Source organism: Streptococcus sp. 3.1 (assembly GCF_016648915.1).
Lineage (GTDB): Bacteria > Bacillota > Bacilli > Lactobacillales > Streptococcaceae > Streptococcus > Streptococcus salivarius_E.
Genome location: NZ_JACLQV010000004.1, coordinates 50342 through 67245 on the forward strand (window position 1 = coordinate 50342; position 16904 = coordinate 67245).

Consider the following 16904-nt stretch of genomic DNA (forward strand, 5'->3'; position numbering starts at 1 on the left):
CTATTTTGAAAAGATTAACACTTATTTGTACTTTTCTATCTCCGTTTCTAATAGACTGAGCATGCTAGCATTGTGCTCTTTGACACTGTTATTATCCCATTTTCGATCATATTTCTTGAGCAGGTCACTCATCGCCTTCAACTTGGGACTTTGCTCTATTATATTTGGAAAATGCTCAACCTTCTCAATTGGAAACCGATTCGAAAACTTTGAATTGGCTGAAACAGTGATGAGAGCAAGATTCCCCAACAGATCTCTATTTTCAACAGTCACTGAATTATCAGCGTTAATAGGGTGCTGAGGGAAGAAATGTTCGATAGAATTTCTGAACTGGAATTGGAAATTGCTAAATTCAGATGCTCTATCCCTCGCCAACAGATAATCCAAATAAGTAAAGACAATCCGATCGATACCAAATCCACTTCGATTTCGATAATCTGAAGATTCAATTTTTTTGCAGCAATACTTTTCTAAGGTAGGGATAAGGAGTTTGCCATCTTGCTCTTTATTCACATTCGTCAAGACTCTAGCAATCCAGTGCATGGTCTTAGGGGAAGTATAGGTCACGCGCAGGCAAGATTCTAGGAGTCGTAATTGTTGATTATCCGTTCCTTCTTCTTGATCCATTGAGTCTAAAGTAGATTTATAGGATGGTTTTCTCCCCTTTTTATCCTCATACATGACGAGCTTTTGTAAAGACCATTTCCCTTCGACCTTGTATTCACCGATATATTCTCTTTTAATAATATAACGATCAAATAGATACCGATACTTCAAAAGAGCATAGATAAACTCCAAGGCCTTTTCTTTACTAGCCCATCTGTCCTTTAATAAGTCAAGGAATCGCTTATCATCTAATCCACTATCACGATCCGTCTCAGTCATCTCCATGGCTTCATTGACCTGCAAAAGAAAATTTGGAAAGTTAATGATAGACTCAAACCGTTCATTTTCTTCTTCCCTATCATCAATTTGATTAGACACAGTAGAATCCGGCGCTTGCAAGATAGTTTTTAAGGTAAATTGAGTCTCATCACTGTTATTTTCTGCATTAAAAATGTCACGAAGATCTGAGAAGTCAGCCACCCTCAGCATATCCCAATTTGCACTAAATAGTTTTTCACGTATTTTTACTGGGAGAACCATCTGAAGATAGTTGTCCATTTGTGCACAAGCATCCCAAATCGTAGCTGCAATTAGTTTATCTTTTTTGTCCTCTTCACTGAATCCATTTTCAGACTTGATAGCACCCAAAATCTTTGCTTTCACAATTTCATGGAGCTCCAATTGCTCTCCACGAGTATTCATGATCTCAAAATAGTGATTCAAATCGATATTTTGAGGAACCTGGGTTCGGATGATTGTTACAGTAGAAAACTTATCTCTAAACCGTTTTTTATAATCATCATTAGCGTTTTTGCTCTGGAAATATTTCTTAATTATTTCATATCCTTCTACTAACTCTTCTGAATAAAGAGAAGGCTCTTTACTATCCATTACAGTTTCGATCTCACCTAGAGTGATGTTCGATTTTTCTCTAGCTTCAAATTTCAAAGGATTTCTTTCTACAGAAGGATGATCCAGATAACGAAGAAGCAAAAACAAAGTAGTTAAGCGTTGCTGGCCATCGATTACTTCATAAACTCGAGGTTGGACTTGATTGACCACTAAACTGCCAAGGTAATATTTACTTGAATTAGTTTCGTCAAGATCATCAATATCCATTAGCAATTGCTCAATTTCATCTTTTCTCCATGCGTAATTTCGTTGATAGATTGGGATGACATAGTTGACATTTTCAAAAACATTGTCCACATTCAATTCATCTGGTTGAATATACTTTTCACTTCTCATTAGACTAGTCCTCCTCTCCAAATACTTTATCATAGAGTTTTTGATAGCGTTTTTTATTCACGTTGGAATTCTGGAAAGCTTCCTTTGAGATAATATCTAAAACAATGGTATCCAACCCTATCGGATCCTGCATTTCAGAAATCAAAGCAAAGAGATTCAATCCCTTATTGATACGATCTGATTGTCCTTGTGCGTACTTATTTACCGATTCTCTATAGACTGCTTTCATGATCAATCTTAGAGAATAAGCCCATCTATGTAGAAAAGACAATCTTGCAGGTGTCAATTCCTTCATACTGAATTTATCGACAAAGAAGATCAAAATATTTATGAAGAGATTATAAACATAGAGATCACCAGTTCCGTTTTTTATGACCTCTTCTTCACTAAATCTACTATCGACCAAGTTCACAATCTCTCTATAGAGGTTGGCATAATGCAAAGTGTATGAAAAGAATCTTTTTCCAGCAATCAAGGGTTGGGTTAACTGGAATTGATTCAAAGGAATTCCAGTTGTTAGCTCATACACTTTGTCAGCATTAAAACGTTCCACATAAAGATGAGAGGCTTTAGCATAAGTCGCAAAATGATGGGGATTCGAAGGTTTAATTCCCTTAAAAGTTTGAATATCTTTAGTAGAATAATGAAGGCCATTTTTGTTCTTATACCATCTCACTAAGGGGAAGAGATTGTCTGCAAAGAGATCCTCCAGTTCGCTTTGATTTTTATTTTCCCAAGCTTGTATGATCTCAATCTTATCACTTTCAGATTCATCATTCATTTCTCTCAAATGATAAGATTTCAACAAATCATGTGGAGAGAGAGCCTTCCCCCGAGAATTCTGGGAGTCAAAGAATTGAAAAGCTTCCTGCTCATCATTCGTGATAATCTTTACCAAAGAACAGTTATCAAGAAGATAATCAGCATACTTTTTAACTTCTTGTCCGTCAAACTCTCTTAGCTTGCGCTTGATGATTTGGAAATTATGCACGATCGCTTCTCTAGATAGTTCATTATATTCCTCATTCAGCAAGGATGAAAGATTAGCATATGATGCCTCTTGAAGTATCTCATACACCACAAATAAAAGAATAGAAAGAGTTGTTAAGCGCTGCTGGCCGTCGACAATATTAAGTTTAGAAGATGCGTCATTTATGTTTTCTCTGTGGAGTACAACAGACCCCATTCGATATTCTGGAATTCTATTCTTAAACGCCTCATAAGTATCTGTGATCAGTCTAAGTGCTGATTGTGTTCCCCAACGATACGGTCTCTGATAATTAGGAATCGCTAACCTTTCTACCATCATTTCTCTAACACTGACAATGCGCAAATTTTCATTCAAGTTTGACATTGAACAACTCCTCTATCTACTTCAATTTCTTTAAATACGGTTTTATATCACTCATTATAACATTTTAAGAAGTCAACTCAAGATTGATGACGAATTTTTATTTATGACAAAGAAAAACAGCCAACCATTGGGTTAACTGCTAAAAAAAGTTATCAAGTTAATTATTAAAAGAATCAGTATCCAAATTCACTTTAAATCGTACTTCCAGTCTTCTCCATCTTGGTAGTAGAAAAATTCAGACAGGTCTTCTTCAAGAAAGATACGAAGCATATCCTCCATATCTAGAGAGAGGTCTAGATTTGGCAATTCTTTCAGGTCCTCCCACCAGACTTCCCCCTCTTCAGAGGATATTAATTCTCCGTCAAACTTTTCTGTCTTATAAAAGAGAACTACATAACGAATGCCGTCTTCTACCCAATCTTTCATTCCACAAATCCGGGGAGAAGCAATCCTTAAGCCAGTTTCTTCCTTCACTTCACGGATTACTGCTTCCGTAAATGATTCTCCCGCTTCGACATGACCACCAGGAAAGGTTATGCCTGGCCAGTCCTTTTTTTTACGATCAATAACAAGAACTCTATCGCCGTCTCTTACCATACAAAGATTTGTAAACTCAACAGTCTCATTCATACAAATACTTCCTAACTATGTTTGTCTTTTTCTTTAAGGATAGGATAAACAATCTCTACCCTATTCTTCTTTTAGTTGCACTTGTGTACGGGCTAGTAGGTCTCCTAGATGCCTCTTATCTTTCCTAAATATCGTCATTGCCAGTAGCAAAACTGCAAGTAGAGTCGCCGAATTAGAAAGGATAATGGATACCACATCAAAATCACTATATAAGCCATGAATCGTGCCCACATGACCGAGTTGCCAAGGTAAAAATTTGATAACATTTCTAATCAAGCTAGCCTGCACTGTTTTTTTCTGGTAGACCAGTTCAAGTCCAGCTTTTACCTTCCCAAAACTGCCATCATTTTTATAATCCAAGAATGTGAAAAGGAGCGTGATTGGCAAAACAGAGGTGAAAAATACAAGCCACTGCGACTGAATTTCTGTAAACTCTGGGACACCATTAAAAAAGATGATGTAAATAAGCATCGAACTTAAAAACAGAAGAACTAAATAAGCTAGAATGAAAAGATAATCAAAGAGAAATTCAATCATTCTTTTTTTAAACGGAATAGGGTTTATTGCTATAATTTTCATCATCATCTCCCCCTTTCTCATCTCCTATTATAACATTTTTAATATTCTAAATAATATTTGAGAGGAAAATCTGCTGGCTAGCACCCTCGCAAATTGAGATTGTTTCATAATTGTAAACTCCTGTAGGTTTTATTATACACTACTTCTATTATGGCTTTTGGACTTTATTTCAATTTTACGTTATATTATTATTAAAAATCTAAATCATAAGGAATTATGTATGTCAGAAGATATTAAAATCAAGATTGGAAAAAGAATTCGTGAAGAACGTGAGCACCAAGGGCTAACTCGAGAGCAGGTTTGTGACACCGAAGAAGAATTAACCGTCAAACAACTGATGAGAATTGAGCTCGGTCGCTCATTACCAACTATTGTCAAACTGCAGTATATCAGTGATAAATTAGGAGTTTCCCTAAACTATTTGCTAGGTGAAACAAAACTAGACATTCCTGAAGACTATTATAAGGCTAAATATAAACTCATGAAGTCTCCTGTCTATGGCGACCCCGAACGTATCAAGAAGAAGCTAAAAGATATTGAGGAACTCTACGACAACTATATTGATATTCTACCAGAGGACGAGCTTTTTGCTATTGATATCATTGAAAGAACGTTAAATTTTATGGTTATGGAAGAAGATAGTCTTATTGAATCTGTATTTGAAGACTATTTGACTCAAGCGTTGAAAAAAGAAGCATATTCCTTAAATGACCTTCTATTAATTTCATACTATGCATTTCGATGTCAGGATTATGACTATGATAATGAGAGAATTGAAAAATTTAGACATAAATTAATTAAGCAAGAATTACAAGGTGATGAGCTGTTTAACGTTGAACTGATAGGTGCTTTATCAGCTATAGCTGGGATATATGTGATGCATCATGACTATAAAGAAATGAAGTCTGTTGTTGATAAAATGTATGTTCTTATTGATAAGACACTTCAACAAGCTTATAAACCCGCAGTACTTGTATTTGAAGCAAAATACTATCTCTTCTATGAGAATAACATAAATAAAGCAACAGAGCTCTATCATACAGCCACCGTACTAGCCGAAGCCTTCGGCGACCAAGTCTTCATCAAAAATCTTAAAATGGAAATGAAAAAAGATTTAAATACGAAATAACAAATCTAAGTGACATAAATGTCCTTTTGATTCGTTATTTTTTTGTTTATACTCATTCATATAATCAAGTAGGAGAAATCAAGATATGACAAACCTTATCGTAGCAAAACAGTTAAGCAAACAATTTCAAAAATATAAAGCAATAGAAAATCTAAACTTCACAGTTGAAGAAGGTGAAATTCTAGGTTTCTTAGGGCCATCAGGTTCTGGTAAAACGACAACAATTAATATCTTAACAGGTCAACTCACTCCTAGTCAGGGAGAAACTTATATTTTAGGCAAATCATCCCTTCAGTTAAAAGAAAAAGATTTGTCAAAGATTGGTTTAATAACTGAAAATAGTGGCTTTTATGAAAAATTAACACTTCATGACAATCTTCTATTCTTCGCCAAACTCTACAATGTTTCACCAGATTATATTGACGATTTGATGAAACGTGTAGGTCTTTATGATCATCGTAAAACCTTGGCAGAAAAACTCTCTACAGGGATGAAACAACGAATGCTTCTAGTTAGGGCTATCATTAACAAGCCAAAAGTTCTCTTTCTTGATGAACCGACTTCTGGTCTAGATCCATCAACGTCTCAAACCATTCATGCTCTTATTGAAGAACTAAAACAACAAGGAACAACCATTTTTCTGACGACACATGACATGCACGAGGCTACCATTTTATGCGATAACATTGTACTTCTAAATAAAGGGAAGATTGTTGAAGAAGGAAAACCTGCTGATCTTATTCAGAAATATAATACAAATAAAATGGTAAAAGTGACCTACTGTTCAGGTCAAGAGAAAGTGATTCCCTTCTCTGAATTAAATCATATTACTGCAACTCAAGATATTCAAACCATCCATTCATGTGAACCAACTTTAGAAGACATCTTCATCCAACTTACAGGAGGAAAACTTAATGTTTAACCAATTGAAATCTTTACTATGGCTTAGAAAACGAGTTATCAAATCTAACAAAACCATTATCCTACAAATCCTCCTTCCTTTAGGATTTGCCTTTCTATATAAACATATCTATGAGATTCAAGGTAGTCTAAACAACTCAATGAAAGTCAATCTATTAGTCAATTGTTTAGCCTTATCTTTGAGTTTATCAGTTGGGAATCCAATCAGTACTATTGTTTCCGAAGAAAAGGAAAAAAATATTTTAAGAACTTTGTTTTTAAGTGGTGTTAACAGTACAAACTATATCCTTTCAGTTTTGTTTTACCCAGTGCTTATTAGCTTAGTGATGACAACTGCTATTCCGAAAATACTGGAACTTAATATTGAAACGAATTACGGTCCTTATCTTATCATCTCACTTGGTACAGCTTTAGTAATCATGCTAATCAATCTTTTCATTGGATTAATTAGCAAAACGCAAGTATCTGCTCAAGTAATTAGCCTTCCAGTAACAATGATTAGTATGTTTATTCCAGTGCTTTCAGGGATCAGTAAAGATTTTGATAATGTCACGAAGTACAGTTATATGGGCCTTTTCACAAAATCTATAAGCCAGCTTGAAACCTTTAAGTGGCAAGACCAAATAGCAAGCTCACTTTCTCTACTAGCTTGGTTACTCCTCTTTACTGCACTGACCATTTTACAATCTAAGAGATTACGAAAAATATCTTAATTCAAAACCACAACCATCTAACACTCAGTCTAGATGGTTGTTTTGTTTATTCCCTTCTTTTCTTCTAACTATAAAACAAACAACTTCTTATAGTCTTTTCATTCACATGATTTTAAGGTATATTATTATATAATTAAAACTCAAGGGAAATACAGATGTCCGAAGATATTAAAATCGAGATTGGAAAAAGAATCCGTGAAGAACGTGAACGTCAAGGATTAACACGTGAGCACGTTTGTGATACCGAAGAAGAATTAACTGTCAAACAGTTGATGAGAATCGAGCTCGGACGTTCTTTACCAACCATTGTCAAACTGCAATACATCAGTGATAAATTGGGTGTTTCCCTCAACTTTTTGTTAGGTGAAACAAAACTAGACATTCCTGAAGACTATTATCATGCTAAATATAAACTCATGAAGTCTCCTGTCTATGGCGATTCTGAACGTATCAAGAAAAAACTACAAGATATTGAAGAACTTTATGAAAAATATATTGATATTCTACCAGAAGAAGAACTTTTAACCATCGATATCATTGAAAGAACCCTGAATTTTATATCTGAAGAAAAGAAAGAAGATCTTGTTGAGATTGTATTTGAAGACTATTTGAATCAGGTATTGAAAAAAGAAGAGTACACCTTGAATGACCTTTTGTTGATAAAATACTACTCTGTACAATGTCAAGGGTCTTCATATGATAAAGCTACAATTGAGCATTTCCGAATGAAGTTAATAAAACAAAGATTGCAAGGTGATGAATTATCCAATGTGGAACTATTAGGGGCTTTATCAGCTATAGCTGGGATTTATGTTATGCATCATGACTATAAAAACATGAAAACTATTGTTGATAAAATGTACGAGGTCATGCATTCTATTATGCAACATTCCTATCAACCTGGGATAGCAATGCTTGAAGCAAAATATTATCTGTTCTATGAGAACAATAGAGATAAAGCAAATGAGCTATATAATAAAGCTACCGTACTAGCTGAAGCTTTTGGTGATCAAGTCTTCATAAAAAATCTTAAAATGGAAATGGAAAAAGATTTAAACATAAAATAGAAAATATATCATCAACATTTTAAACATGATTCATTCCAAATGTAATAACTACCAAAGAAGCATCTGAAGTTAAACTCAGATGCTTCTTATCTTTCCTGAATATCGTTGAGTAAACGAAAGTTTTTCGGCAACGAATTTTTGAGTGAAATCATTGTCTTCTCTCAAATCCCTTAAACGTCGGTACATCAATCTTTCTCCTAAGGAAAAGTATAGAGGAAAAATTTTATGTATTGTCCTAATTGAACAATATGAAATATACTCAATAATATCCACTAGTATTCAAGTATATTGATTGATGCTTTATTGTTTGAAACAGAAAAATAATAAAGTATATTCCATTTATAGAGGGTTGATATGTCTTATTTATATTATTTGTAGGTATTTATTTACTTTATTTGATAATAACTCTTGATCCATGTTTAAAGTACCAGTTATGATAAGAGGTTCCAGAAATGTTAGACCTGTCAAATACTGAATCGTAGTGATAGGCTTTAAAATCTCTTCAATTGTTACATGGAAGCGGCCGTTTCTCGTGTAGTCATCTTGCCCAGCTCCAAAACTAGCTACCAACATGACTTCCTTGCCTTGTAAGGCAGTACCAGTCGAACCATAGGCCCAACCGTATTCAAAAACAACGTCAAACCACTGTTTCATGAGGGCTGGCGTTTGGTACCAATAAATTGGGAACTGGAGTACAATGCGATCACTTACCTCTAGAATCATTTGCTCCGTTTTGACATCAATGTCAAAATTGGGATACAGTTGGTACATATCTCGCACGTCATAACCAGCTCCAGCAGCAGCTGTTGCCAGTTCTTTATTAATGCGTGAGCCCGTTTTTAATTGAGGGTGAAATGTAAAAATTGTGGTTTTCATATCGTTTCTCTTTCTTATCTTAATTATGCTTGACCTTCCTTAGACACAAACCATACATCAAAAACGCACTAGAAACACATTACTCAAATGCAAAATTGGAGGGGACCAATAAGCTTATCAAAGACATCAAACGTCTGGGCTTCGGTTTTAGAAACTTTATTAACTTTAGGAAGCGTGTTTTCATCACTCTGAACATACAAAAAGAGAAAACCTATCAGGTTCTCTCTAGATGTTAGCTTTTCGTCACCCACTACAGTTGACAAAGAGCCATATTTAACCTGTCTACTTGACAGGGGGCATATCAATCATAGCGGGTGGTTTATTTGTTTCGCACCTTCGGAGCGAAACGGACTAATAGTCACATAATAAAAAGGAATTAAGCAACCAAACGCTACTTAATTCCTTGAAATTATCTCATCACCTCTATTAGCCTTTAAATTTTGATAGACTCTATTTTCTAATTAATATGACCAATATTATCAATACTAACCCTTTCAATCAATTCATTAGTTGTCGAAACTAAGTACATTAATAAATCCAAAAAGAGTATCAATAGTAAAGTAAACTAAATAATTGAGTTATAAATGGCTATTTTCACAAAACTGTTTCATCATCACACTATCTCAGTACACAAACCATTTTTCTATAGCTTTGTCTTAATCTTGATCTTTTTTCTTTAATCCAAGAAACGCACCTAAGGTAAACATTATTCCGGCAACTAATGACATGAAGACTTCGCTAACTGTTCCGGTTTTTGGCAACCTATCATTGTTAGTAGTTGATTTACTATCAATATTGGTATGTTTATTATCTATGTTCTCTGGTTCATTAAGATAAACTTCCTTCTTATTTTCAAAGTTTTTATCATTTTCATCAGGAACTTTAGCTGTGACATCCTTAGTTGAATCAGATTTGTGTGAATGATTTTCTCTTTGTAAATCCTCCTTTTTGTAATTTTCATCTAAGTGACTATGATTTTCTTGCACGTTATCTTTCTTTTTCGATACATCAAAAGTAGGTTTATTTTCCTCCTCCTTTTTCTCCTCTATTTTCTTGAATACAGGTTTTATAAGAGTATCTTTTGATACATTAATAACATAGCCAGCATCTTTTTTCCCTTCGACACCAGAAATTTCCCAGCCATCAAATTGATATCCTTTTTCTAATTCACCCTTATAGACAGGTAAAATGAAATCTTCTTCCGACACTATCGTTGAACTCATTTCTTTTCCATTTTGAATGGTCACAGTTACCGTATGAGGTTTTAGTTCGCTTACCTCTCCCGTATCTTTGTTTAAAATGAATTCTTTTACGGTTGTATTTCTTGCAAAATCTTTTACAACAATCTTAATGTTTAGTGTCTTATCTGTTAGTTGTTTAATATCATCAAATGATTTATATTCTTTTCCATTTACATAAATATGTTTGTCTTGAATCTCACCATCGAATCCATTATTTCTTTTATCATTGATATTAAAGACTACAGATTTTCCGTCAGCATATTCAATACTAGTATTTCCCTTAGGATCAATGTTTACTTCTGGTTTAACATTATCATATAAAAATTGATAGTGTACTCCAACCGCTTTCGCATTCAAATCGCTATAGCCAGTTTGAAGATAAACATTTCCATCCATATCTGTTACCTTATCTGGGAATCCGTTTGCTTTATAGTCTTTCATTCCCCAGTCCATGATGTCACCGTCTTTAACATTAAGCTTAATATTAAAATCTCTAGTGTTATCAATGTGTAAATCTCCGTAGATTAAATAATTATCTACAACCGATTCATTAACTCTCAACTCCCAGTTAAAACCACCCTTATCAGAAATCTTACCTCTTAAATAAAATTCTGGATTTCGTACATAAATTTTATTAGATTTAGATGGATTAAAGTAGTTCTTGTCCATTGAAAGATTTACTGGTTTTGCATCAATAAATAACATAGAGCCATCTTCTTTTATAGCTTCTACGTTGGACTCATCCTCCCCATGATACTCTTTATCATCTTTACCAAATAATACCAGTTTAGAAGAATCTGTTACAAGATTTCCATCTTTATCGATTGCCTCCCCTTTATCATTCATTTTAAAGGTAAACACTTGATATTTTACAATGTTAAAGCCATCCAAAGCCGACATTAATACTGATTGAGTACTTCTTCCATCTTCAACATTTCTACTATCAGCATAAATTATTTTTTCTGATAGGACTCTTAGATTAGGATTGGCCTTTTGTATTTTTGCTATATCTTCCTGGCTATAAACTCCATTTCCTTCTAACATATCCGTTTTTCCAGGATTATAGGTAGTCACTTTTAGTGCATAGCCTTTTCTTAGAATGATGTTATCCTTTAACAGATATTGTTGTTTTTCTGAATCAGAATAGATTTTACCAGATTCCATTTCCGTTAAATTGTTTGGTTTGTTCTTTGAAAGATCACCTTCTCCTAATTCTATTACATTCCCATAACTTGATGTATAGGGATATTCTGTTTTAGTTTCCTTATTTTTTTCAGGCATTCTAATTTTAGTTTCAGCTTTTATCTGATCATCATCTTTAACAAAGAATCTCATATCTCCTGCAAAAGCTAATCCATCCACAATATCATTAATATTAGCGTATAAATCAAATGTCATCGTTTTTGATTGGGAATCATACTTAGTCGTTTTGATTTCTACAGATCTATAGTTATTGCCGTAATATACCTTGGCATTTTTAGAAACATTACTTATCTTTCCAAGAATTTCAAAGTGTCCATCTTTAGACGGGCTTAGAACACCATAAATTTTTGATTTGATTTCGTCAAGTTTTTCAGTTTCATATTGTAAGGCACTACCATCGTCATAAGCAATGATATTTCCCTTATCATCGTATTTATAATCGTATTCCTCTGTTCTCTTACCAGTTTCACTTGTAAAGTCATCAACTTCTCTAAATTTCTTTTTAATGAGTTTCTTTAAGTCTTTACTTTCAAAATCTCTAATTGTTGAAATAGTTTTATGAATAGTCAAGCTTGATTTTTCTTCGATAGACTCTTCATTTTCTTGATGATTTTCTTCCTCAGTTGTATCTTTTTTAAGACTATCCTCTTTTCTATTTTCTAAATTTTTAAATTTAGATTCGGAAATCTCGCCAAGCTTTTGGTATTTAGATGAATCTTGATCAGGATCTACTAGATAATAGGAAATCATCCCCTTTTCATCAGCATGATCAGCAAATTTAATTCTATGAATCTTTGTGAAATTGCTAGATCCATCTAATGCAATGACTTCAATGATTTTTCCTCTTAAATCTCCTGCACCATTAATTTCATAAATAGTATTTCCGTCTTTGTCTAGTTTCCTATTTCTTCCTTGACCCTCACCTGCATAAGTTACTTCAAGATTTTTCTCAACCTCTCCATCTTCATTAACCAGAGCAGCGCCTGCATACCAAACTTCGTTTGCAATCTCGTCAAATTTTTCAGGATGTTCTTTTTGATCTCTCGCAAATAAGGTTTCATTCTTGTATTGATCTTTTACCTTGTGATAAGTATCCTTTGTAATCAACTTAATTTTTTCAGGATTTGAAAAATCAACCGAAACAATCTTAGGGGCTGTATTATCAATTTTTACAGGAATATAGGAAACCTGCCATGGGTAATCTTTAGTTAATCTATATTTAAATTTATAGAAATATTGACCTTCTGCAATCGGTTCAAATTGTCCTCTTATCTTAGTAGCAGGATCTTTGGTATCCTTGCTTTCTGGTGCATTTTCTTCTCTACCTCTAGGGTTATAGATGAGTCCATCCCATTTCAAGTCGCTCCAAACTTTTAGCTTAGAAGATTTGATTCCCTTTGCATCATTTCTCTTAGAGTTTAAAATTCCTCTAATAAAGTGTTCTCTCGAAATGACTTTTAAGTCTCTTTGATTTTCTCCCTCTTTATTTGTATTTACTATTGAAATCAATCCTTCTTCTGCACTTCTTAATACAAGTGGAGAAGGTGTTAATCCTCTCCCAAGTTGAGCATCTTGAGGATTTCCATTTGAATCTAAAGGATAAATTTTAGCAATATTAGAACCACTTGATGATGGTGCGTTGATCCCTTCGTTATTGAAAGCAAACAATTCTGGATTTTGATCTAGGGATGTTGTATTTTTATCTTTTCTATTTTGTATAACTCCTGCTGGATTAAATTTATCTATACCTTCTCCACCAATCCCCTTATTTAAGGTTCCTGGAATTTTCGGTTTGCCATCATCATCATAACCTTCCATTGTTTTTGATTTTGAACCTTCTTCCCAGGCCCATTTATCAAGGATTGGTTCGTGGTTCCAATTCCCAGCAAATCCCATTAGAGGCATCGATAAAGAAGGTTGGAAGTTTATTTTCTTCCCGTTGGAGTTCAGAGCTTCCATTTCTTCCACTGACTCAAAATGAATAAATGATTCTACAAATTTATTTTTGTTTTTAGCCTCCCCAACATTTATAACCGCATTTAAATCAAAGCTAGAATTTGGACCTATAGTGAAAGTGTCATGCTCAAATGTAATATTTGCTCCTTTGATTTTTTCTGGGTGGATTTCTGGAACAATTTGCTTACCATCTGGAGATTTTTCATCTTTGTATGTTTCATCCAGTTTGAGTCTGTCAGTTAGAGCATCTGTAGTTATAGCAGATGCTGAAACTTTAAAGGTTAAAGGTCTGTTTGATGTATTGTGAAGCTTAATTGTAAAATATTTTTTATCTCCTTTTATTTCTTTAAGAGAAATAGAACCATAAGAGTTTACCAAACCTTTAGAATCCGTGTTTTTAAAAGTAGCTACGACTTCATTTCTCAAAGCATTGGCAACATTAATTAGCCCTGCTCCCTGTTGTCTAGGTGATGCAAAGTATTGACTTTTTTCTTTCCAAGAAGTTGCATCCATCATAGGGCGTGCAGTATTTTGTAGGGCTATTTTTGTAAGACTTGTAAGATCTATTTTGTCATCTCCCTTAAGATTTTTCAACACAGGTCTTTCAAGCATTTCCTTTAATTTTGGTCTAATCAAAACAGTAGAAGCTGCCACGATTGGAGTTGCCATACTAGTCCCTGACATATAACCATAAGTTGATTTCCCATTAATGACATTGAGAGTGGATTTAATATTTTTACCGGGTGCTGAAACATCTGGTTTTAAAAGTAAATCTATTCTTGGTCCCCAAGATGTGGACCCTGCTGGAACGATGATCTCTTCTTTATACAGTTCTTTGTCTGTGTCAGGTGCAAACTTAAAGTCAATCTCTTTTTCGTCACCTACATTCGGTTTATTAGAATTATAGCTTGCCATATCAATTGGATAGTATTGCTCCAATTTATCTTTAAAATCTTCTTTATTATTCCTTTTAACCTCAGTTTTTTTATCAGGGTTAATCATGTTCCATAACTTTACACCATCATCTCCTGAAATTGAAAAAACTTGACTAGTAGTTCCTTCATCCTCCTCATATCCCATAGCTGGAAGCTCTGTCCAATTATCTCTATTGTAGTAATTTACAGTATTTACAACCATAATGCCACGTGCACCCTTATCCGTTGCACGTTTAAAAGCATTTTTTAACTCCTTTGTATAAATTCTATCCATTACTGCAATTTTGCCTCTAAGATCCAATCCTATCAAATCTTTGTCTTGCCCCTTGCCTATATATACAAATTTTAATTTACTAGAAGCTTTTGATCCTTCTTCATTTGTTATGATTTTATTCTTATCGAAAAAGGCACCTATATTTCTATATTTAAAACTTTCTCCACCTATGTTAACTTTATCAAACTCAACTGTTTGATTTTTAGCAGATGCGACTGCTATCGCATCTTCATGTGCTGCAGTTCGTGTTACATTTCCAGTGTCGGTCATTTTCAGATTATTATTTGCCACTAAATCCCATGAAGAACTTGAAGCAGAAGTCGCATAGTTACCCGTAGCTACAACCATTGGAATGCCTGCTTTTCTTAATGCTCTAATAGCTTGCCAATATTTCTCACCTACAAGACCAGTTCCTGTAAAGCCAGATGATATCGAAACAACATCGACATTGTGTTTGATCGAATCTTCAATAGCATGAAACATTGTTTCATCTCCTGCGAAGCCAAATCCTGCGTCAGAGTACATTTTATAAGAGAAAATCTGTGCATTAGGAGCAATTCCATCTATTCCGTTAAAGTTTTTAATATCTTTTTCAGTATCATTTCCCGCAAGAATCCCTGCAATATGCATCCCATGTGGATCAAAATAATCGCTTCCATCATCAGCTTTTTCTACAGTAATTTTACCACCATTATAATAATTGAAAGCATGAGGGATTTTATCACTCAACCAGAAATTTTTATCAGTACCTTTTAAGTCTTCTTTTTTAAATCTCATTGAGTCTTTAGCATCATCATCAATCCTCATGGCCTTATGCCTATAATCCGTTCCCGTATCGATATTTGAAATGACCATACCTCTACCATCAAAGTTTTTCCCAAATGGTGCATTGATAGATTTTAGGTAATCGATTGCCTCTTCAACTCCAATTTCTTTTCTAGCATGATTCATCATAGGTTGGACTTTTTGTGACCTTTCAACCGATGAAATACCTTCTATTAGTTTAATTATGTCCAGAGTATCTTTGGTTGTTTCAATAGCGCTACCGTTAAAAATTCTATCATAAGTATATAAAACTTTTGTATTCTTAAGATTTGATAGTTCCTTGATTGCTTTTTCTCCAGATTCTTTATCTTTAAATTCAGCAATATAGACAAGTTTATCCTCTTTTTTGGGACTTTCTGGGTCTTTACTTGCAGACGAGTCCGCTTTATCTCCTTGGGATTGATTGGAATTTTCTTCTTTGATTTTTGCTTCTTCATTGCTAGTGTTATTGTCTATCACAGGATTTTTACTAACAACTTCTTTTTCCTCAATAATTGTTGTTTTCTTTTCTTCAGTATCCTTTGAAGTTTCTATAACATTATGAATATCTTCAAGTTTTTCTTTGTTTTCGTTTTGTTTACCTACTACTGTTTCTTTATCAGATATTTTTAAAGAATCTTCAGAACTAGGTGTATCTGCTAGGATTACCTCATTAGGGACATATGCTGCTAAAATAACTGCAGCTGTGGTTAATGACAATACTGTACTTTTTTTCATTTTAATTCCTTACATATTTATTTAACTTCCAATAGATAGTAAACTTTAACTTTGCTAGCATTTGTTATAAAAAGTTTTACTAATACTCTTCGAAGATCGCATCAAACCGCGTCAACGTCGTCTTAGCGTATGTATGGTTACTGACTTCGTCAGTTCTATCTACAACCTCAAAGCAGTGCTTTGAGCAACCTGCGGATAGTTTTCTAGTTTGCTCTTTGATTTTCATCGAGTATAAGTATTATCTAGGAAATAGAGTAGTACATTTATATATAATTGTTAGCTCTCCAGAAAAATAGTATATCATTTAAAAAATTTAAGTCAAGAAAAATTAACCTACATTAATTTATTTTTTAATAAGCGTTAAAAACATAGAGTCAAAAACTTTCGTAGTTAGCTGGGGTACATTATCAGAACATTCACACCATCAAAAATAGTAGCAATCAACTTAAAGCACTAGCAACATCACAAAGTCAAACATCATTAATGAAATATCAGCGCTATTAAACAATATAAAAAACCGCTAAGAATAAGACTTAACGGTTATCTTCTACATATCTATTTTTTCAAATCCTCAGTCGTTTATCTACCTATAACCTAGACTTTACGAGTGCCTTGCTCTACCAACTGAGC

General features: G+C 33.9%; 10 protein-coding genes and 2 pseudogenes. 5 read left to right on the forward strand and 7 right to left on the reverse strand.

Going from position 1 to position 16904, the window contains the following annotated elements:
- Window positions 1-21: 21 nt before the first annotated feature.
- From H7U02_RS03580 to H7U02_RS03595, 4 genes are all read right to left on the reverse strand, one after another.
- Window positions 22-1854: a GmrSD restriction endonuclease domain-containing protein gene (locus H7U02_RS03580; RefSeq protein ID WP_014634651.1), complete on the reverse strand. Its 1833-nt coding sequence runs from the start codon at window positions 1852-1854 to the stop codon at window positions 22-24.
- 4 nt (window positions 1855-1858) lie between these two features.
- Window positions 1859-3208: a DUF262 domain-containing protein gene (locus tag H7U02_RS03585; protein WP_201042787.1), complete on the reverse strand. Its 1350-nt coding sequence runs from the start codon at window positions 3206-3208 to the stop codon at window positions 1859-1861.
- 186 nt (window positions 3209-3394) lie between these two features.
- The gene (locus tag H7U02_RS03590; RefSeq protein ID WP_014634653.1) at window positions 3395-3838 is read right to left on the reverse strand and encodes an 8-oxo-dGTP diphosphatase; all 444 of its coding nucleotides are present in this window, start codon (window positions 3836-3838) and stop codon (window positions 3395-3397) included.
- Between the two features lie 60 nt (window positions 3839-3898).
- On the reverse strand, window positions 3899-4420 hold the full coding sequence (locus H7U02_RS03595) for an RDD family protein (RefSeq protein ID WP_225901291.1): 522 nt from the start codon (window positions 4418-4420) through the stop codon (window positions 3899-3901).
- Window positions 4421-4637: 217 nt separating this feature from the next.
- On the opposite strand from H7U02_RS03595, the gene H7U02_RS03600 reads away from it, so the two are divergent.
- The 4 genes from H7U02_RS03600 (at window position 4638) to H7U02_RS03615 (ending at window position 8247) form a co-directional block, all read left to right on the forward strand.
- The gene (locus H7U02_RS03600; protein ID WP_175061847.1) at window positions 4638-5546 is read left to right on the forward strand and encodes a helix-turn-helix domain-containing protein; all 909 of its coding nucleotides are present in this window, start codon (window positions 4638-4640) and stop codon (window positions 5544-5546) included.
- An 85-nt stretch (window positions 5547-5631) separates the two neighbouring features.
- Complete coding sequence (locus H7U02_RS03605; RefSeq protein WP_175064837.1) at window positions 5632-6468, forward strand: ABC transporter ATP-binding protein; 837 nt, start codon at window positions 5632-5634, stop codon at window positions 6466-6468.
- Entirely contained in the window at window positions 6461-7180 is a 720-nt protein-coding gene (locus tag H7U02_RS03610; RefSeq protein WP_195401206.1) for an ABC transporter permease, read from the forward strand. The genes H7U02_RS03605 and H7U02_RS03610 overlap by 8 nt, the downstream gene beginning before the upstream one ends.
- 155 nt (window positions 7181-7335) lie before the next feature.
- Entirely contained in the window at window positions 7336-8247 is a 912-nt protein-coding gene (locus tag H7U02_RS03615) for a helix-turn-helix domain-containing protein (protein ID WP_195401207.1), read from the forward strand.
- Window positions 8248-8334: 87 nt separating this feature from the next.
- Here the strand turns inward: H7U02_RS03615 and H7U02_RS03620 are convergent.
- Window positions 8335-8433, reverse strand: a pseudogene (locus H7U02_RS03620) (XRE family transcriptional regulator); the annotation flags it as partial.
- Window positions 8434-8610: 177 nt separating this feature from the next.
- Entirely contained in the window at window positions 8611-9123 is a 513-nt protein-coding gene (locus H7U02_RS03625; RefSeq protein WP_175061851.1) for an NAD(P)H-dependent oxidoreductase, read from the reverse strand.
- 32 nt (window positions 9124-9155) lie between these two features.
- Between H7U02_RS03625 and H7U02_RS03630 the strand changes: the two are divergent.
- Window positions 9156-9352: pseudogene (locus H7U02_RS03630) on the forward strand (transposase); the annotation flags it as partial.
- 427 nt (window positions 9353-9779) lie between these two features.
- Here H7U02_RS03630 and H7U02_RS03635 read toward each other — a convergent pair.
- Window positions 9780-16274, reverse strand: coding sequence for a S8 family peptidase (locus H7U02_RS03635; protein WP_201041694.1), 6495 nt, complete (start codon window positions 16272-16274; stop codon window positions 9780-9782).
- Between the last annotated feature and the right edge of the window lie 630 nt (window positions 16275-16904).

Bases quoted from the DNA above. Each gene is read 5' to 3' on its own strand.
- H7U02_RS03580 (WP_014634651.1), bottom strand. From the start codon at position 1,854: ATGAGAAGTGAAAAGTATATTCAACCAGATGAATTGAATGTGGACAAT.
- H7U02_RS03590 (WP_014634653.1), bottom strand. From the start codon at position 3,838: ATGAATGAGACTGTTGAGTTTACAAATCTTTGTATGGTAAGAGACGGC.
- H7U02_RS03610 (WP_195401206.1), top strand. From the start codon at position 6,461: ATGTTTAACCAATTGAAATCTTTACTATGGCTTAGAAAACGAGTTATC.
- H7U02_RS03600 (WP_175061847.1), top strand. From the start codon at position 4,638: ATGTCAGAAGATATTAAAATCAAGATTGGAAAAAGAATTCGTGAAGAA.
- H7U02_RS03585 (WP_201042787.1), bottom strand. From the start codon at position 3,208: ATGTCAAACTTGAATGAAAATTTGCGCATTGTCAGTGTTAGAGAAATG.
- H7U02_RS03605 (WP_175064837.1), top strand. From the start codon at position 5,632: ATGACAAACCTTATCGTAGCAAAACAGTTAAGCAAACAATTTCAAAAA.
- H7U02_RS03615 (WP_195401207.1), top strand. From the start codon at position 7,336: ATGTCCGAAGATATTAAAATCGAGATTGGAAAAAGAATCCGTGAAGAA.
- H7U02_RS03635 (WP_201041694.1), bottom strand. From the start codon at position 16,274: ATGAAAAAAAGTACAGTATTGTCATTAACCACAGCTGCAGTTATTTTA.
- H7U02_RS03595 (WP_225901291.1), bottom strand. From the start codon at position 4,420: ATGATGAAAATTATAGCAATAAACCCTATTCCGTTTAAAAAAAGAATG.
- H7U02_RS03625 (WP_175061851.1), bottom strand. From the start codon at position 9,123: ATGAAAACCACAATTTTTACATTTCACCCTCAATTAAAAACGGGCTCA.